General features: G+C 48.8%; 19 protein-coding genes. 9 read left to right on the forward strand and 10 right to left on the reverse strand.

Annotated elements, in window-relative coordinates; genetic code table 11:
- Nucleotides 1-6: 6 nt before the first annotated feature.
- The 3 genes from dxs to xseB are packed head-to-tail and all read right to left on the reverse strand — an operon-like array spanning nucleotide 7 to nucleotide 3,051.
- Nucleotides 7-1,869 carry a 1-deoxy-D-xylulose-5-phosphate synthase gene (gene dxs, locus C6Y40_RS17265; RefSeq protein WP_105935646.1) on the reverse strand — a complete coding sequence of 621 codons (1,863 nt, stop codon included), beginning with the start codon at nucleotides 1,867-1,869 and terminating at the stop codon, nucleotides 7-9.
- Between the two features lie 41 nt (nucleotides 1,870-1,910).
- Entirely contained in the window at nucleotides 1,911-2,801 is an 891-nt protein-coding gene (locus C6Y40_RS17270) for a farnesyl diphosphate synthase (protein WP_105935647.1), read from the reverse strand.
- A 1-nt stretch (nucleotide 2,802) separates the two neighbouring features.
- Nucleotides 2,803-3,051 carry an exodeoxyribonuclease VII small subunit gene (gene xseB, locus C6Y40_RS17275; protein WP_164464622.1) on the reverse strand — a complete coding sequence of 83 codons (249 nt, stop codon included), beginning with the start codon at nucleotides 3,049-3,051 and terminating at the stop codon, nucleotides 2,803-2,805.
- Nucleotides 3,052-3,428: 377 nt separating this feature from the next.
- Here xseB and pomA point away from each other — a divergent pair, with 377 nt between their 5' ends.
- Nucleotides 3,429-4,190 (forward strand): flagellar motor protein PomA, encoded by a 762-nt coding sequence (gene pomA, locus C6Y40_RS17280; protein WP_105935649.1) that lies wholly within the window; start codon nucleotides 3,429-3,431, stop codon nucleotides 4,188-4,190.
- Between the two features lie 5 nt (nucleotides 4,191-4,195).
- Entirely contained in the window at nucleotides 4,196-5,134 is a 939-nt protein-coding gene (locus tag C6Y40_RS17285; RefSeq protein WP_105935650.1) for a flagellar motor protein MotB, read from the forward strand.
- Nucleotides 5,135-5,161: 27 nt separating this feature from the next.
- Here C6Y40_RS17285 and C6Y40_RS17290 read toward each other — a convergent pair whose 3' ends face one another.
- From C6Y40_RS17290 to C6Y40_RS17310, 5 genes are read right to left on the reverse strand one after another with little or no spacing between them, the layout of a single operon-like run.
- Entirely contained in the window at nucleotides 5,162-6,415 is a 1,254-nt protein-coding gene (locus C6Y40_RS17290) for an SAM-dependent methyltransferase (RefSeq protein ID WP_105935651.1), read from the reverse strand.
- Between the two features lie 3 nt (nucleotides 6,416-6,418).
- Entirely contained in the window at nucleotides 6,419-7,156 is a 738-nt protein-coding gene (locus C6Y40_RS17295; RefSeq protein WP_105935652.1) for a DUF1365 domain-containing protein, read from the reverse strand.
- The gene (locus C6Y40_RS17300) at nucleotides 7,156-8,418 is read right to left on the reverse strand and encodes an NAD(P)/FAD-dependent oxidoreductase (protein ID WP_105935670.1); all 1,263 of its coding nucleotides are present in this window, start codon (nucleotides 8,416-8,418) and stop codon (nucleotides 7,156-7,158) included. Before C6Y40_RS17300 ends, C6Y40_RS17295 begins: the two co-directional genes overlap by 1 nt.
- Nucleotides 8,419-8,438: 20 nt before the next feature.
- Nucleotides 8,439-9,149: an SDR family NAD(P)-dependent oxidoreductase gene (locus C6Y40_RS17305; RefSeq protein WP_105935653.1), complete on the reverse strand. Its 711-nt coding sequence runs from the start codon at nucleotides 9,147-9,149 to the stop codon at nucleotides 8,439-8,441.
- Nucleotides 9,146-9,580, reverse strand: coding sequence for a nuclear transport factor 2 family protein (locus C6Y40_RS17310; protein WP_105935654.1), 435 nt, complete (start codon nucleotides 9,578-9,580; stop codon nucleotides 9,146-9,148). Before C6Y40_RS17310 ends, C6Y40_RS17305 begins: the two co-directional genes overlap by 4 nt.
- 184 nt (nucleotides 9,581-9,764) lie before the next feature.
- On the opposite strand from C6Y40_RS17310, the gene C6Y40_RS17315 reads away from it, so the two are divergent.
- The 4 genes from C6Y40_RS17315 (at nucleotide 9,765) to C6Y40_RS17330 (ending at nucleotide 14,305) form a co-directional block, all read left to right on the forward strand.
- On the forward strand, nucleotides 9,765-10,340 hold the full coding sequence (locus C6Y40_RS17315; RefSeq protein ID WP_105935655.1) for an LON peptidase substrate-binding domain-containing protein: 576 nt from the start codon (nucleotides 9,765-9,767) through the stop codon (nucleotides 10,338-10,340).
- A gap of 70 nt (nucleotides 10,341-10,410) precedes the next feature.
- A complete protein-coding gene (locus C6Y40_RS17320) occupies nucleotides 10,411-11,022 on the forward strand; it encodes a sigma-70 family RNA polymerase sigma factor (RefSeq protein ID WP_105935656.1) in 612 nt (203 codons plus the stop codon).
- Nucleotides 11,015-11,710 carry a ChrR family anti-sigma-E factor gene (locus C6Y40_RS17325; RefSeq protein WP_105935657.1) on the forward strand — a complete coding sequence of 232 codons (696 nt, stop codon included), beginning with the start codon at nucleotides 11,015-11,017 and terminating at the stop codon, nucleotides 11,708-11,710. The genes C6Y40_RS17320 and C6Y40_RS17325 overlap by 8 nt, the downstream gene beginning before the upstream one ends.
- A 174-nt stretch (nucleotides 11,711-11,884) precedes the next feature.
- Nucleotides 11,885-14,305: a putative bifunctional diguanylate cyclase/phosphodiesterase gene (locus C6Y40_RS17330; RefSeq protein ID WP_105935658.1), complete on the forward strand. Its 2,421-nt coding sequence runs from the start codon at nucleotides 11,885-11,887 to the stop codon at nucleotides 14,303-14,305.
- A gap of 89 nt (nucleotides 14,306-14,394) precedes the next feature.
- On the opposite strand, the gene C6Y40_RS17335 is transcribed toward C6Y40_RS17330, so the two are convergent.
- Nucleotides 14,395-15,159, reverse strand: a complete 765-nt coding sequence (locus tag C6Y40_RS17335; RefSeq protein ID WP_105935659.1) for an outer membrane protein assembly factor BamD — start codon at nucleotides 15,157-15,159, stop codon at nucleotides 14,395-14,397.
- A gap of 171 nt (nucleotides 15,160-15,330) precedes the next feature.
- On the opposite strand from C6Y40_RS17335, the gene rluD reads away from it, so the two are divergent.
- From rluD to C6Y40_RS17350, 3 genes are all read left to right on the forward strand, one after another.
- Nucleotides 15,331-16,314, forward strand: a complete 984-nt coding sequence (rluD, locus tag C6Y40_RS17340; protein ID WP_105935660.1) for a 23S rRNA pseudouridine(1911/1915/1917) synthase RluD — start codon at nucleotides 15,331-15,333, stop codon at nucleotides 16,312-16,314.
- On the forward strand, nucleotides 16,304-17,035 hold the full coding sequence (gene pgeF / locus C6Y40_RS17345) for a peptidoglycan editing factor PgeF (RefSeq protein WP_105935661.1): 732 nt from the start codon (nucleotides 16,304-16,306) through the stop codon (nucleotides 17,033-17,035). The genes rluD and pgeF overlap by 11 nt, the downstream gene beginning before the upstream one ends.
- An 87-nt stretch (nucleotides 17,036-17,122) precedes the next feature.
- Nucleotides 17,123-18,055 carry a protease-associated domain-containing protein gene (locus tag C6Y40_RS17350; RefSeq protein ID WP_105935662.1) on the forward strand — a complete coding sequence of 311 codons (933 nt, stop codon included), beginning with the start codon at nucleotides 17,123-17,125 and terminating at the stop codon, nucleotides 18,053-18,055.
- On the opposite strand, the gene C6Y40_RS17355 is transcribed toward C6Y40_RS17350, so the two are convergent.
- On the reverse strand, nucleotides 18,041-18,346 hold a 306-nt coding region (locus C6Y40_RS17355; protein ID WP_146129497.1), incomplete at its 5' end, for an IS1595 family transposase. The genes C6Y40_RS17350 and C6Y40_RS17355 overlap by 15 nt on opposite strands.

An 18,346-nucleotide genomic window follows, 5' to 3' on the forward strand; every position in this document is an offset into this window, starting at 1 on the left:
AGGTGCTCAAGATAGGTAGTCGTTTACCCGGGCAATAATACCGGTGCTATCAAGGCCAAGCTCGGCGTACATCTCCTCCTGGGTGCCCTGCAGAATAAAGCTGTCAGGCAAGCCAAGAGTCAGCACATCGGTTTTTAACCGGGTTTGCATCACGTACTCGCTTACCGCGCTACCTGCACCACCCATAATGCAACCGTCTTCCAGTGTCACGAAGCATTCGTGATCGGCTTTCAGGGTGTTGAGAACGTCGGTATCCAAAGGTTTCACAAACCGCATGTCTATCAGCGTGGCATCCAGCTCCTCGGCTGCTGCTTCGGCAAACGGCAGTAACGTACCAAAGTTTAACAGCGCAATTTTTTTACCCGTTCGCAGTGTCCGGCTTTTACCGAGTGGCAGGGCCGTCATGGATTCTTCCGGGCTAATGCCTTTGCCGGCTCCGCGCGGGTATCTCACAGCCGCCGGGGCGTTGGCCATATGACCGGTATAAAGCATCTGCCGACACTCGTTTTCATCCGACGGCGTCATAACAATCATATTTGGAATACAGCGCAGGAAAGCAATATCGAAGGCACCCTGGTGAGTTGGGCCGTCCGCGCCAACAATACCCGCACGGTCGATGGCAAATAATACCGGTAAATTCTGTAAGGCGACGTCGTGAATCAGCTGATCATAAGCTCGCTGTAAAAACGTTGAGTAAATGGCGACTACCGGGTTCAGCCCATCTTTGGCCATACCGGCACCCAGAGTGACGGCATGTTGTTCGGCAATCGCCACATCGAAATACTGTTCGGGGAATTGCTGCGAAAAGGCAACCATGCCTGAGCCTTCACGCATCGCGGGCGTAATGGCCATTAACTTGGGATCCTGTTTAGCCATATCGCACAACCAGTTGCCAAAGATAGCCGAAAAAGTGGGCTTGGATGCCTTGGCTTTTGGCAAGGTCTGGTCGGCCGGATTGAACTTCGGCACGGCATGAAATTTAATCGGGTCTTTTTCAGCTTCGGGGTAGCCTTTACCTTTGCGGGTGACCACATGCAGCAGTTGTGGGCCCTTAAATTTACGCATATTACGTAAAGTGTCGACCACACCGTTGATGTCATGGCCATCAATGGGGCCAATGTAATTAAAGCCCAGCTCTTCAAAAATGGTGCCCGGCACAACCATGCCTTTAATATGCTCTTCAGCGCGGCTGGCAAATTCTTTGATGGGGGGGACATTACTCAGCAGCTTTTTGCCACCGTCGCGAATACTGTTAAACAGATTGCCGGTTAACAGGCGGGCCAGGTGGCTGTTTAATGCGCCGACGTTCTCGGAAATCGACATTTCATTATCATTCAGCACTACCACTAAATCTTTGCTGATATCGCCGGCGTGGTTCATAGCCTCAAAGGCCATCCCGGCGGTCATTGCACCGTCACCAATAACAGCTACCACCTTGCGGCCCTGCTGTTCTTTGTCGGCGGCTATAGCCATGCCTAGTGCGGCACTGATTGAGGTCGATGAATGACCCACCGCAAAGGTGTCGAATTCACTTTCCGGCGGCCATGGGAAAGGATGTAATCCGTCTTTTTTACGGATGGTCGACATTTGTTCGGCGCGGCCGGTAAGAATTTTATGCGGGTATGCCTGATGACCCACATCCCAGATCAACCTGTCGAAGGGCGTGTTGTAGATATAATGCAGCGCCACGGTAAGTTCAACGGTGCCAAGACCGGAGGCAAAATGACCACTGCTCTGACTGACACAGGTAAGCAGGTACTGGCGAAGTTCGTCAGCCAGGGGCCGCAGTTTGTCCTGAGGAAGCTTACGTAATGCTTCGGGAGAACGGGCCAGAGCAAGAGTAGGGTAGTGCGCTAAATCTAGAGTCATTATTTATTATTCTGATACGTTATGCGGGTACGTCGCGGCCGTTAATGACTGCGACTCACCATTAAATCGGTAAATGCAACTAAGTAATCGGTATTGTAGGGCAAACCGTCCAAGGCTTGAAGCGCCTCTTGATGTAATTTTGCCAACTCCTGACGCGCACCGTCCAGTCCCAGCAGAGAAGGAAACGTATTTTTGCCCCGGGCTTCATCTGAACCTTTCGGCTTGCCGAGCGTTTCGGTACTGGCCGTGACATCCAGAATGTCATCCTGAACCTGAAATGCGAGGCCGATACGGTTAGCGAAACAGCACAGCAATTGTTGATGGTTGCTATCGAGCTGTTCGGTTACCAGGCATACCATTTCCACACAGGCCGTCAGTAACGCGCCGGTTTTTAGCTGATGCAGATGTTGTAGTTCGGTCAGTGTAATTTGCTTCCCCGTGGCGGCTAAATCAATGGCCTGGCCGCCACACATGCCAGAATAACCGGCAGCGCGGGCCAGTACCGCAACCAGTTGGGCGCGGCGTTGGTCGGCAAACGCGCTCATAGGATGTTCGGCAACAATACTGAAAGCCTGGGTCTGCAAAGCGTCTCCGGCGAGAATAGCGGTCGCTTCGTCAAACGCAATATGGCAGGTTGGATTGCCCCGGCGCAGCTCATCATCATCCATTGCTGGCAGATCGTCGTGAACCAGGGAATAGGCATGAATACATTCGATGGCCATACTGATAGCACGCTGGTCGTTATCCGGAATGTCGAGCATATTACCTACCAGGTGAACCAATAGCGGACGCATCCGTTTGCCACCGTTGGTTAAGGCGTACAGCATAGATTCTTTTAGGCGCGGTGCGGCATCGGGCAGATCGTTGATGAGGTCTTGCAAGCTGGCATCAAGGCGTTGCTTGATGTGCTGATGCAATGAAGCAAGTTGCATGTTAGTCCTCGTTGTCTGCCGCGAAGTCCTGTAATGCGGCTTCGCCGTTTTGTTCGGTGAGTATTCTGACTTTTTGTTCAGCTTCTACCAGGGCCTTCTGGCTCAGGCGGGATAACTCGATACCGCGTTCAAATTTTTTCAGTGCCTCATGGAGTGGCAAATCGCCCTGTTCCATTTCATTGACGATAGTTTCCAGTTCGCTGATGGTTTGTTCAAATGACGGACTGGCTGCAGTGGCTTTATCGCTCACGGATCCCTCTTCTGGTCTCATTTTGCGTAGTGATGGCACATTAACCGAGGCCCGCGCGAGGGTCAAATAGTTTAGCCGCTGTATGCGAGGTTTTGCGCTGTCTGGCAGTGCCAGGCAGTGGTATTAAGATAACCGGTTATAAAATCTATAACGATATCAGTGTAGAAAAAAAAATAACTGCCGATAGAATGACTACAGTGTATTGAGTGCTAGGATGTCGGGTGACGGAAAGTAAACCTAGTCGGCTCAATGCTATAACAACTTCGCTGGTGTAATGACTTTGTCAGACTCAGCACTGCATTGTGAAAAATTCGCAGCTATATTTAACACCAAGTGTTCAGTTTCGCCCTGAATAAGTGATGAAGTGAGGGAAACAAGTGGATTTAGCAACCCTGGTTGGAATGTTAGGCGGCATTGGCTTTATTGTAATGGCCATGATCCTCGGTGGGGATCTCAGCATGTTTGTCGACGTTCCCTCGGTACTGATCGTATTTTGCGGTAGTCTTTTCGTTGTTATGTCGCAGTTCACGCTGGGCCAGTTTTTTGGTGCAGGTAAAATCGCCGGCAAGGCGTTTATGTTTAAAATCGACACGCCTGAAGATCTCATCGAGAAAGTAGTAGAGATGGCAGATGCCGCCCGGAAAGGGGGCTTTCTGGCGCTAGAAGAAGCTGAAATTGCTAACCCTTTTATGCAAAAAGGGGTGGATATGCTGGTGGATGGTCATGATATCGACGTGGTGCGCGAAACTCTGGCAAAAGACATTTCCATGACCACCGAACGCCACGAGTTTGGTGTTTCTATCTTTAAAGGTCTTGGTGATGTCGCGCCGGCCATGGGTATGATTGGTACGCTCATTGGTCTGGTAGCCATGCTGTCAAACATGGATGACCCCAAAGCCATCGGCCCTGCTATGGCGGTGGCCTTGTTAACCACATTGTACGGAGCCTTTCTGGCTAACGTTATCTGTCTGCCAATCGCCGCTAAGCTCAGCAACCGCCTGAATGAAGAGAAACTCAACCAGTCATTGATTCTCGACGGGATTGTCGGCATCGCCGATGGTCAGAACCCGCGGGTCATTGAAGGGATCCTGAAAAACTATCTCGCCGCCAGTAAACGTGGTGCGGCGGAAGAAGAGTAAAGATTATGGCGCAGGAAGAAGAGTGCCCCAAATGCCCCCCCGAAGGTCTCCCCGCGTGGATGGGGACCTTTGCGGACCTTATGTCGCTGCTGATGTGCTTCTTTGTACTGCTGCTGGCATTCTCCGAAATGGACGTGCTTAAATTTAAGCAAATAGCCGGCTCCATGAAATTTGCTTTTGGTGTGCAAAACAAAATTGAAGTGAAAGATATTCCAAAAGGCACCAGTGTGATTGCCATGGAGTTTCGCCCGGGCCGTCCGGACCCGACACCGATTGACACCATTCAGCAGCAAACCATTGATATGACCCAGCAGATGCTGGAGTTTCAGGCCGGCGACGAAGACTCAGCCGGGGGCCGACAGAAGCAGCGTGGTACTCAGCGCGGCGGGCAATCTCAACAAACCTCAACCGATCAGTCGGCCTCTACCCAGCAGGCAGCTAATCAGGAACAGGTGGCTGAGATGATGAAAAAAGTTGCCCAGCAACTACAAAAACAAATTCTTGATGGCTCGATTGAAATGGAATCCCTGGGCCAGCAGATCACCATACGCATCCGTGAGAATGGTTCGTTCTCTGCCGGTTCGGCATTTTTACAACCACAATTTCGCCCGGTTATCCGCCAGATTGGTGAGATCCTGGCGGATATGCCGGGTCAGATAGAAGTGTCTGGGCATAGCGATAAGCAACAGATTTCCAATGAACTGTACAGCTCTAACTGGGACTTATCTGCGCAACGTGCGGTTGCCGTTGCCGAGGCGCTGCGCTCTGCACCGGGCTTTGATGAAGCGCGAATGTCGGTGGTGGGCAAAGCGTCTAACGAGCCCCTGATTGAAGATCCGCAAACGCCGGAAGAATTGGCCAGCAACCGCCGGGTAGAGATTAACATTAATCAGGGTGAGCCGATTCGCTCGAAACCTATCTCAGTGCTGGAGCAAGGCCAGTAATCAGGACGTCAATATAAGCTTACCCGCTTAGCGGGTAAGCTTATCTACATAACGCGGCTTGCCCAGCACTAATTGTACAGTGCTGATGGAACGCTCCAGGAAGCCACCCTCGCAATATTTAAGGTAGTATTCCCACATTCTGGCAAAGCGCTCGTCATAGCCGTGCACAGCCAGCTTTTCTTTTGCTGCCACAAAAGCATTAAACCAATCTCTGAGCGTACGCGCATAGTCAAGGCCAATGTCCTGCATGTCGCGAATAGATAGATCGCTGGCTTGCTTAATGTGCTGATTTAATACCAACTGAGAGGGCAGGAAACCACCGGGGAAGATATGCTTCTGAATAAAGTCAACGCCTTTGTGGTAACTGTCGTAGCGACGATCATCGATAGTAATCGACTGCAACAGCATTAGACCATCTGGGATTAGCAGGCTTGCGCACTTGTTGAAAAACTGGTTGAGATAAGGCTTGCCTACCGCTTCGATCATTTCGATAGAAACCAGTTTAGTGTATGTGCCTTCCAGCAACCGGTAGTCTTTTTTGAGCAGCGTAATCTGGTCTTCGAGGCCTTCTCGTTTTACCCACTCATTGGCGTAGGCAAATTGCTCCTCGGAAATGGTAGTCGTGGTTACCTTACAGCCGAAATGCTTAGCAGCATGGACCGCGAGGCCTCCCCAGCCAGTACCAATTTCAATCAGGTGGTCATCGGCGGTAAGACGTAACTTTTTGCAGATGGTGTGTAGTTTGTGAAACTGGGCGTCAGCAAGAGACGCATTAACGTCCGGATAAATCGCCGACGAATACATCATGCTTTCATCAAGAAAGTGGGTGTAAAGGGTATTGCCTAAATCGTAGTGGGCCGCAATATTTTTCTTGGCCTGATCGTGAGTATTACGGCGCATGAGGTGTTGCAGTTTATCAAACGGGAAACTGAGCCATTTAAACCGGGACTCCCAGCGGTCGAGTGTGGGCAGATTACGGGCGAAAATACGAATAACATTGGTCAGCTCCGGGCTGGTCCATAATCCTTCGGTGTACGTTTCACCAGAGGCTACACTACCGCCGAGCAATAGCTTTTTGTACACGGTTGGACAATGCATATCGACTTCGGCGTGCAGATCGCTTGCCGGATTACCACACTGAGCAACCAGTTTGCCATTTTCCTTAATCACCAGATGCCCCTCAGGCAGAGATTGCATCAGACTAATAAAAATTTGGCGACTGTATCGCTCAACATAAGAAAACGTAAGGGGCGCAGCGAGCGCAGTTTCACTATTTGCCATGAGTTATTCCTGACTATTTATCGGATGTGAATATACCGGCGTACGTTTTATCCATAATTTAACCGCCTGCCAGTAAATTCCGATGACAGTTCTTAGTGTCATATTCGGTATTGACTTGATTACGTTTCTAACGGTATTTGAGTTTAATGGTTTTTGCTTTAAATGCATTATTGCGGTGAAGTGTTTGTTTTCCTTATAACAACTCAGGCCCACGGAGAAGGCTTCAGACGGTTGCTGGATATGCCACTTGTAGACCATATCAACCGGGTTAAACGGCGATACGTGAAAAGCTTTAGGAGTATTTTCCTGTTTGTTTAAATCAACCAGATAATGATGTCTTTCATTCCAGGGCGTATTGCTGACCTCCGCCAGCATATGGGTAAACTGGCCGCAAGCTTTGTGGCGCAGAAAATAAAAGTTAACCGGACTGAAGTACAGCCCGAAGTGCCTTGCCTGACCAAGCAGGAAAATATCGCCAATCAATGACGCTTCGGATTTATTGAGCTCATTCATCCTGGCTAATACCGCCTGTTTGAGAGGCAGCGTCGGGTCACCGAGGTAGTCGCTGCGGCGAAATTCGAAAGCGGCTCTTGCGGTATTGGAAAAGCCCTTTACGGTATGCGCCAGGTGATTGACTTCATCAAGGTTGAGCCACATCATTGCAATGCCATACTCAAAGGCGTGCTGAGTGGGCTTAAACCGCTCGTGATTCACTACACCGGTGCAGATTGCGCTTTCCATTACAGACTGGCTCCAAACCGTTCGCAAACGTCCAGTGCAGAGCGCACGCCGTCTTCGTGAAAACCGTTATACCAGTAAGCGCCACAGAAGTGCATCCCATCCACCCCGCAAATAGTCTCCCGTTGCTGTTGGGCGCTTACCATTGTCGGGCTGAACTGCGGATGCGCATAGCGGTAAGTGCCCAGTACTTTGTCGGCTTGTATCCCCTGGGTATTGAGGCTCACACAAAAGGTTTCCTCGGCATCTAACCGTTGCAGTATATTCATATCATAGGTGACCGCTGCAGGGCGTTGTTGCTCCTGCGGGTCGCCGGTTAAACGATAATTCCAGCTCGCCCACGCTGCTTTTCGTTGCGGTAGTTGTCTGGTGTCGAAGTGCAGCACGACATCGTTTTCGGCATAGCCGATGGCACCTAGTATGCGTTGCTGGTCGTCGGTGGGTGCGACAAGCATCGCCAATGCCTGATCGCTATGACAGGCAAAAATTACTTCATCATACTGGTTTGTCTGGCCGTCCATCGAAGTTACAGCAACGCCACCATTGCTATGTTGCACCCGTTTTACCGGGGTGCTCAGTCGAATACGGTCAGCAAATGGTTTTATCAGAGGCGCTACGTATTCTCTTGAACCGCCTTTGATGGTGTACCACTGTGGTCGATCATTAATATTGAGCAATCCGTGGTTATTGAAAAACTGTAAAAAGAAGGTCAGTGGAAAGGCTTTGGTTTGCTCCAGACTGGCAGACCAGATAGCTGCGCACATCGGATAGATATAATGTTCACTAAAATCTTCGCTGAAGTCATGTTCTCTGATAAACGATGACAGCGTTTGTGAACTGGTATCCTGCTCCTGTTCAATGGTCTCTTTACATAGATTATTAAAGCGTACGATATCTTTTACTATTTTCCAGAACCGGGGCCGAAACAGGTTGCGTCGCTGGGCAAACAGGGTGTTCAGATTGTGCCCGTTGTATTCAATGTTAGTCCCTTCATGGTGAACCGAAAAACTCATTTCGGTAGGCTGGTATTCCACGCCAAGACTGGTGAGTAATTTAATAAAATTAGGGTAGGTCCAGTCGTTAAATACAATAAAACCAGTATCGATAGCCCGGGACTGCCCATTTACCGTTACGTCTTTGGTAGCGGTATGGCCACCAATATAATCATTAGCTTCATACAAAGTAATGTTGTGCTGTTGGTGCAACAGGTGTGCACAGGTTAACCCTGAAATGCCTGAGCCAATGATGGCAATATTTTTTTTCATCTGAAAATCCGCCAGGTCTCTTATTGTAATTTTGATGAAAGCCACACCTGGAGCCTGCCAGGTAAGCGGTGCAACGTTCTGAGTATAAGCCCGAACACGGTTGGAAAGTATATGTTGCTCTGTTGTTTGATAATGCCTTTTAATAAGGATTCAGCTGCTTCCTGCGCAGTAATCTTCATTGGCATTTCAAAATCATTTTTATCGGTTAACGGGGTTTCGACAAAACCAGGCGATACCGACTGAACGATAACCCCCTTCGATTTTAGGTCGATTTTCATACTTTGGGTAAAATAATGAACCGCCGCCTTGCTGGCGCCATATGCCTGGCTACGGGTAAAAGGAAACAATCTTGCCATGGAATCGATAATGACCAATTGATTGCCCGCCTGACAATTTGGCAACAGTGCACTGACGCAATTAATAATGCCAAAGAAATTCACTTCCAGTACCCGTCTGAACATGTCCGGCTCAAAGACTGGTAAATCCACATATTCACAGGTGCCGGCGTTGAGCACGGCTATGTCAAAGCGTACATCGGCCAGCGCCGACTGGGTGGCTTGCTCGTCGGTAACATCGAATTGCAGTGGCTGAATATTCTGGTGCTTTGCAAGCTTGTCGAGCTTTTCCTGATTGCGGCCACAGGCAATCACCTGATAGCCACGCGAAGCTGCATGGTTTGCTAAAGCCTCGCCAATGCCGGAGGTTGCGCCGGTAATTAGAATCGTTTTCATGAGTCGAGCTTCTTTTTGATAAAACCGATGACAGACCTGAGAACGGGCACATGTTCGTAAACCATTTCACCCAGATCATAATAGTCGCGGTGGTAGTGAATTTTGTCATCACGGACTTTAAGCATCGAAACGCCATCCACCGAAATAGTGCCTGGTTTGTTTTTCAGCTGCAGTAACATGGTCCATTCAACGACATGGCTGTACCCGCCTGGCCCGGAGTCTCCCGTGTTAAGGAGCGAATGAATCTTGAACTGACATGAATCGACCGATTCCAGCAGATTTGCGAAATAGCCCTTTACCGCCTCAATACCTCGATGAGTTGTTACCGGATCGACAAACTCTATGTCCTGGTGGTAAACCTGGCTAAGGTCGTCGATATTGATTTTCGCGAGATCAGCATAGAGCTGCCTGAAGCGTTCCTCAAAAGTCACTGCAAAAAAATCCGTAATAACTGGGGTTTATGCTTGATAATACCGACATAGCGAAGCCTTAGATCATCATTTACCTATTTATTTTCACCGCTGCAACAATCTCTTTGCGCTTTTAAGATCCAAAACAGAAACCCCGGCGTATGTGACAGTAAATCCGTTAACCACTTTGACAAAGATACTAATTATGCAAGATGTCGTTTTGCCCTTGTTTCCGTTATCTGCTCACTTGTTGCCAGGTGGCCACATGGCGCTGCGGATTTTTGAGCCTCGCTATGTTCGGATGGTTAAGGAAGCCTGTGCCGGTGATGGATGTTTTGTGTTGTGTATGCTCAATTCCCGTGGCGACCTGAGTAAAAATGAACATATTTTCCCTATCGGTACCCTGTGTAAAATCATCGATTTCGATTTGCTTGAAGATGGCCTGTTGGGTATCAAGGTCGAAGGCCAGTATTGCGTACGGGTCAACTCCATTGCTACCGAAGAGGATGGCTTGCGCACCGGAGCTGTAGAGCGAATTACTGACTGGACGGCGGAAATTGACGATGGCGTAATAGAGCCCCTGCGGGATAAGCTGCAACTCATTTATGATAAATATCCCGAAATTGCCCGGTTGTATCCGGAGCTTAAGTTCTCGGAACCGTTATGGGTAATCTACCGCTGGCTGGAACTATTGCCGGTAGACGCAGCCAATAAGCAGGCGTTTTTAAGCGAACAAAACTGCGATAAGGTGCTAAACTATATAAATGATTTGGTGCGGTAAAAATTTTTGATCCAGATCATCTTTTGTTGCGTATGCATTAGCACATACGTAATAAATCGGACCGAAAACTATGCTTGTTGGAATATCATTGGAACACGAAAACAGCGCTGTAGAACCGAAAGAATGTGCAGTAGAGATGTCTGACTATCTTGTGAAGGTAGCCCAGGACAGATGTAAGGCGTCTTTCGCCAGAGTCTTCGGTTTTTTCGCCCCCAGACTTCGCTCATACGCTCTTAAGCAGCTTGGTAACGAAGCGTTGGCTATGGAGCTAGTGCAGGACACCATGTCCAATGTCTGGCAAAAAGCGCACCTGTTTAATGCTGAGAAAGGCTCTCCTTCTACCTGGATATTTACCATTGCCAGAAATATTCGCTTTGATATGCTTCGTAAAGTACAAAACCGTAAAGAAGATATCTGCGCCGATGATTTATGGCCGGTCCTTTGCGAGCAAACACCTGATGCAAACGAGAAAGCGCTTGACGATCAGGTAACACTAGAGCAAATCGGGCACTTATTTGAAGATTTGCCTGAGAAACAAAAAGTTGTATTAGAGGCGATCTATATAGACGGGAAGTCACAGCAGGAAATTGCTGACGAATTGGATATCCCTCTTGGTACGGTTAAGTCAAGAACCCGGCTGGCGTTACAGCGTCTCAAAGGTATGATAAGCGATTATGATTAAGTTCCACCCAACCCCTGATCTTATTGAGCAGTTTGTGACGGGAACCTTGGCACCAGCAGAGTCTTTGATGGTGTCTGCCCACTGCGATATGTGTAAATACTGCCAGGAACTGGTCGATGAAAAAACGGCTGAGTTTGCTATGGACCACTTAGAACTTGAGAATGTAGTGGAAAGCTACGATCCTCAGTTTGACTTAATGCTGGCCAATATTACCCAACAGCCTGTAGCAGAGGCGCCTGATGTTTCGCTAAGGAAATCATCGGGCATGGATGCGCAGAGCACATCCATCGAGTTGGATGGCAAGACGTTCGAATTACCTAAAACTCTGCATCGTTTGATTCAGAAGAAAGGCAATTGGTCATCGCTGGTCGGTAAACTCTGGCAAGCGCCGGTGGATATGGGTTACGACGGTGTTGCCAATTTCATCTACATGGAAAAAGGCGGCTCCGTTCCTGAGCATACTCATCGCGGCTCAGAGATGACGCTGGTTATCAATGGCGAGTTTTCCGACGGAATGAACGAATATGATTCAGGTGATTTTATTTATCTGAATGGCGAGCACACTCATGCTCCTGCATCAGAAGCCGCAGAAGGGTGCCTGGTGTTCAGTATTGTGGATCAACCGCTACATTTTACGTCGGGTATTGCCCGACTACTCAATCCGTTTAGTCATCTGTTTTTCAGATAATCAGGCAGGCCGAAAGGCCTGTTTTTGTTTGCGCTCTGCAAACTTCCCTTTCTTCTATTGTTCTGAATCAACCCCGTCGGGTAACTAGCTTTAAGCTTTAGCAATCCTCAGTGGTGCTTGTTGTGGTTCATTGGTATTCTGTTCGTCATGATAAGTAAATTACTTGGCATCTGAATGCTTGCACCGCTGTTAGTTCAGGTTGGTATTTATTGCCTGTTCCCGTTGCTCCTGACATTTGAGAGACATCCGCAGACCCGGCGGGTATCACTTTATATTTATGTCAGTCTGGTGCTTATCATGGGGGGATTCCTTGGCGCGGTTTATTCCGTGCTGCTACCCGGTGATATCAGTTTATCCGGTGGCACCATTGCTTATGGCGGCTTTATGATGGCCTGCATCATGATGGCATTTATAGAGAATGACCCCTTTATTTTGCAAAACATCATGCGCCTGGTGGTAATGGTCTCCATTTTTAAAGAGTTGCTATTTGCCAGCGTAGCCGAAACCCTCAACGCGCCTGAAGTGCTCAATCCACTCAACGTCCCCGCAGGGTTATTTGAAGTATCGCTACCATTAATTGTGCTTGGCGCGTTGCTCATTATTGCTGAACTGTATTTTCTGGTTTTTGTTTTCGACCGCTTAAAAAGAATTCTGACCAATCACTTCCTGTTCAGCCTGGCTTTTAGTCTGGGCTTTGTCTGTGTCATTTTAATGGATGGTGTGCTGTTTCCGGTGTTGGCAATGGGGGTATCCAGTGAGGTGTTTGGCCTGATTATTGGTAATTTAAGCGGTAAAGCCATCATTGCCGCTACCTTCGGCAGCTATCTGTTTTTGTTTATGTTAACCAACAAAAGCCGCATGGAAAAAGCCCTGAACGATCCCTTGCTTGACTGGCGGATGCTGTTATCCAGCTCGGCCAATATCGTGCGGAAGCTTGAGCAAAATGAACAGCAACTGTTACAGGCCAGGACTGTCGTTGAGCACAGTCGCGAGGGGATGGCAGTGCTCGACAGTGAATTTCAGGTGGTGTCGACAAATCCGGCACTGGAACACCTTTTTGCTGCCACGCGTGCCGGCGGGTTAATTCATAAACCGTTGTTTGATTTGTTCTCAACGCCGGTCAGTCTTCCCGAGGTCCGGACAAAACTTCTGGAAAGTAAATCCTGGTCGGCTGAGGTGACCTGGAATATTGGTAACAAGCAGCATTTTGGTTTACTTACACTGGTAACCGTAGTGGACCGTTATCAACAAGCGAGTAATTACACGGCTTCGCTAACGGATATCTCCGAACTTGTTGATGTTCGTGAGGAATTGCGGCACATGGCTCACCATGACGTACTGACCGGTTTGCCTAATCGACGGGCGCTGCAGCGGCTGCTGGCAGAGTCTACCCAAAATGAGCCTTCAGACTTCCGCCAGGCTGCGCTGTTACTAATTGATCTGGATAACTTCAAGCAGGTGAATGACAGTCTTGGTCACTTTAAGGGGGATAAGTTGCTGATGCAGGTTGGCCGCCGACTTTCTCAGGTACTGCCAGCGGGTGCCAGGCTGTTTCGCATCGGCGGGGATGAATTCTCGGTTTACTGTGAAGATATCAGTAATGTTGGGGAAGCCCTCCAACTGGCCAATGCCATGCGGCTGCAGGTAAGCTATCCGAGCGATATTGACTCCTCTGTACCGATTTATGTGGATTGCTGTATTGGCATTAGTCTGTTTCCGACCTTTGCTGGCACCCTTACCGAGCTTTATCAACAAGCCGATACTGCTTTGTACTGGGCTAAAGGGATCGGTAAAGGCACTGTAAAGGCTTATCAGGAATCCATGACTGAAACACGGCGCTCATCGCTGACGCTGGAGAGCATGCTCAGAGAAGCGATTGATAACCGACAGCTTGACGTGCATTTGCAACCCAAGGTTAATCTGGTGAGTGGCGAGGTCGAGGGGGCGGAAGTACTGGCGCGCTGGACAACCGCTGACAATGAGCGTATCGCACCAGATGTCTTTATTCCGCTGGCCGAACAGGCCGGGCTTATGAGCCGTTTAACCCATTGCATTCTGGTAAAAGCCTGTGATGCCTTTACCCGCATAAGTCCGTTTGTGCCTGAATCGTTCCGCTTGGCTGTGAATATCTCAGCGGGCGAGTTAGCCGATGAAAATCTGCTCAAATCCCTGCGCAGAGTATTAACTGAGTTTGACTTAGCTGCCGATCGCTTTGAAATTGAGTTAACCGAAACAGCCCTGATTGACGTGGATATAAATACCCTGGTGAGTTTGAAGGAGGCAGGGTTTACCCTGGCGCTGGACGATTTTGGCACCGGTTATTCTTCGTTATCCTACTTAAATCGGTTACCGATCGATACCTTAAAAATAGACCGTAGTTTTATCGCGAATGTTCCTGAGGATGGCTCGAGCAGTAACCTTACTCGCAGTATCATTTCTATCGCCCGGGACATGAATTGCCAGGTGGTCGCCGAAGGCGTTGAGAACTCTGAGCAGCACGCCTTTCTGGAGAAGGAGAACTGTGAGTTAGCCCAGGGATACCTGTACAGTAAGCCGCTGCCGCTGACTGAGTTTGTCGAGTTCGTTAAAACCTGACCTGCCGGCAAGACTGGTAAAAATTGGTTTCATGCACACAAAAAAAGCAGCTTAAAAGCTGCTTTTTTGATTGCTAAAACTAACGATAATTAGCTGATAAATTCGCTGTCCGGAAAGTTCAGTTTCAGCGTTTTCATGGCGTTATCACGTAACTCAGTCAGTTCTAACTGGTCATAGCAAGACACCATAATTTCCAGTGCCTGCTGCACCTGGTCTGAATCAGGGTAATACTCCAGTACATAACGGCCACGGTTAGCAGCGGCAATGAAAGCTTCACGGCGCATATAGAAGCGAGCGATAGAGATTTCGTAGCTGGCCAGACGGTTCTTAATAAACACCATACGCTGGCGGGCGTCGGCAGCATATTTACTGTCTGGGTATTGCTGAATTAAACGTCTGAAATCCTCAAAAGCCTGCTTGGATTTGCTCGGATCGCGGTCAGTGGTATCGATACCAACTAACTCCTGAAACAAATTGTTGTCGGCTTCCATGTTAGTCAGGCCACGCATATAAAACGCATAATCCACATCAGCATGGTTAGGGTTTAAGCGAATAAAACGGTCGATAGTGGCCAGAGTCTGGTCAATTTTGCCGGATTTATAATAGCTGTAAACCAGATCCAGCTGTACCTGGTGAGATAGCGGACCGAATGGAAAGCGGGAGTCCAGCGCACTCAGAGAGTCGGCTGCAGCGGCAAAGTTGCCATTCGCCATGCTCTGACGCGCTTTGTCGTAAAGTGCCTGCGCACCCAGGTTTGCATTCATCACCTGATCTTCTTTGCTTGAGGATGAACACCCTGTCACGGCTAACAAAACGCTAATTAGCAGGGGGGCAATGCAACGGTTTATTTTCATAGTACTACTGGTTCCTGGTACACAATTAATTTTACTGCAAGGGTAAAACAGTTCTCTGTCTGGCATTTTAACGTACTCTTAAACGCAAACACCACATAAACTCCAAAAGAAAACAGCCACAGCTGCCAAACCTGTTATAATCTGCCTTTTGTGTTCTCTCTTTAGGCGGTTATGGTACAACAAAGTTCACAGATTTCATTAGCAGCGCAAACCGAATTCCAACACTTTGGATTGAGGTTAGATCAGGTAATTGCAGATTTGTTCCCTGATTATTCCCGTTCAAAGTTAAAAGAATGGATTTTGGCAGGTAATGTAACGGTAAATGGCGAAGTGTGCAAAGTCCCGCGTCAAAAAATGACCGGTGATGAGTCAATCGAGATTGAAGCCGAGATTACCCAGCAGGTTGCCAATGCGCCGCAAAAAATAGAGCTGGACATCGTTTACGAGGATGACAGCATCCTGGTAATCAATAAACCGGCCGATCTGGTGGTACATCCTGGTGCCGGTAATCAGGACGGCACACTGCTAAATGCACTGCTGGCTCATGTACCGGGCATTGATAAAGTACCCAGAGCCGGGATTGTTCATCGTCTCGATAAAGACACTACCGGCCTGATGGTAGTTGCTAAAACCTTACCTGCGCAAACTCACCTGGTGGAACAATTACAGTCAAGAGTGATGAGCCGTGAGTACGAAGCCCTGGCCTTTGGCACCATGATTGCCGGAGGTATCGTGGACGCGCCGATTGGTCGTCATGCCACCAAGCGCACGCATATGGCAGTCCGCGAGTTCGGTAAACCCGCGGTAACACACTATCGGGTTATCGAAAAATTCCGCGCTCATACTCATCTGCGTTTGAAACTGGAAACTGGCCGGACGCACCAGATCCGCGTTCATATGGCTTATATCAAACATCCCCTGGTCGGCGATCCGGTGTACGGTGGCCGCTGGCGTTTACCCAAAGGGGCCAGCGAAGAATTTGCCGACACGCTGAGAAATTTCAAGCGTCAGGCGCTGCACGCCGCTCAGTTATCACTGTACCATCCGGAAACTGATGAGTGGATGACCTGGCAGGCACCGCTACCAGAGGATATGGTCAGCCTGATCGAAAGTACCCGCGAAGATACTAAGCAATTTGGACTGGATGAGCTCTGATATTCCGCTGATTTTGCCAACCTGGCAGGCGCCGGCAAATGTGGTGGCTTACACCACCACCCGCCATGGCGGCTGTAGTGATGGCAATTACGCCAGCCTGAATGTTGGTAATCATGTGGGCGACTGTACTGAGCAAGTCTGCCGCAACCGCAGTTTGCTCCCTCATCATGAAAAATTGCACTGGTTAAATCAGGTGCACGGCCATCGGGTAGTGCAATTACCTACCACACAAACAGAAGCAGATGCAGCGGTGAGTCGTTCCGCCGGACATTTTTGTGCTGTGATGACCGCCGATTGTGTGCCGGTACTTCTTTGTAATCAGGATGGCTCAGAAGTGGCTGCCATTCATGCGGGCTGGAAAGGGTTGCACCTGAAAGTGATTGAGCACACGATTGCCGCGATGCAATCGCCGGCCAACACATTACTAGCCTGGATAGGACCGGCCATTTCACAGGCTTGTTATGAAGTGTCTGAGCAGGTGGCCCGTCATTTCAGTCAGTATCCGGGAGCTGTCATTCGCTCTGATAATGCCGATAAATATCTGCTCGATCTGCCAATGGTAGCGCACAGTCAGTTAGCCTCGCTTGGCTTACAGCACATCACGCCGTCAGCGCTTTGTACCTATGCCGATGAGCGATTCTTTTCGCACCGTCAGGCGACCCATCAACAACAGCAGCAAACTGGCAGAATGGTTAGTGTGATAGGACTGCGTGGCGTATAGCGGTAAATGCTGTACACCTTTTTGCCTATCTCCTACTATGAAGCCTGTAACAGCTTATAAACAATAAAAAAGTTAAGGAGACGACAGTTGAAAAAAATTATCTCATGTTTGGTCGGTGTCACCGCATCATTGTTATGCGCCAGTGCCGTAAACGCGGCTTCACCAGAACGCTTTAAAGGCCATATGATGTTGCTGGCCGACGATCTGCTGGCCGGTCGCGATACCGGTAGTATAGGGCACGACTTTGCGTCGCTGTATATTGCCAGTGAGTTGCAAAAGATGGGCGTTGCACCCGCCGGTGAAGAAGGCAGTTATTATCAGGTAGTGCCATTTAAACAGGCGACCCTGGATATGTCATCGCCCAAAATGGTGGTCTCAGACGGCGATGATTCCGTTGAGTTTGAATTTATGCAAAATATGCTCATGAGCGCCGACATCAACGACGAAACATCCAGTGTTTCCGGCGAGCTGGTTTTTGCCGGGTTTGGTATTGATGCGCCGTACCTGAATTATAGCGATTACGAAAATATCGACTTAAAAGGCAAGATAGCGGTGATTTTGTCTGACAGACCCCATGACTTCCCCAGTGAGGAAGGTTCTCACTTTCGCCGTTTAATTGCTGACAGCCTGGTAAAAAGTGGTGCTATCGGGACCATAGTGGTAAGCACGCCGACCTCTGAGAAAGTGTCACCCTTCGAGAAGCGCAAGTTATATGTAAAAACACCGTCTACTCGCTGGTTAACCAAAGAGGGTGAAGTAAACAACGGTTATCCGGAGCTGAAAGGCGGCGCAACCCTAAGCCTGGAAGCAGGCAAAACCCTGTTTGAGATGGCCGGCATCGACCTGGAAGAGATTTTTGAGAAAATCGAAAATAATGAGTCGCTGACGCCACGGCCAATGGGGCTGACCGCCAGCCTGGAAAAGAAATCGGTACATAGTGAAACAACCAGCCCCAATGTTGTTGGCGTAATTGAGGGCTCTGATCCCGAGCTTAAAAACGAATGGCTATGTTCGGATTAACTGTTGTTGAATCGAAAAGAGCCTGTTTTCGTTAAGGTTTTCTGGATTATCCATAAACCTGAACCAACCCAGGTAGTGTTCCAAGTATTTTGTGGCTACTCCGTGAAACCGTTTTATCCACGCTTTCAGACGGCTGTGATAGGCGTTAACATTTTGAATGTGAAAGACTTTATCTATCACCTTAATTCCTCCTGCCACATCTAAGCGCTTGTGTATTAAATCATTTTTCTCAGAAAGAGCTATGTAGGGCTTATAGCCATCACTACACAACACACTGTCTTTCTCTAATTT

Source organism: Marisediminitalea alba (genome assembly GCF_002993365.1).
Lineage (GTDB): Bacteria > Pseudomonadota > Gammaproteobacteria > Enterobacterales > Alteromonadaceae > Alteromonas > Alteromonas alba.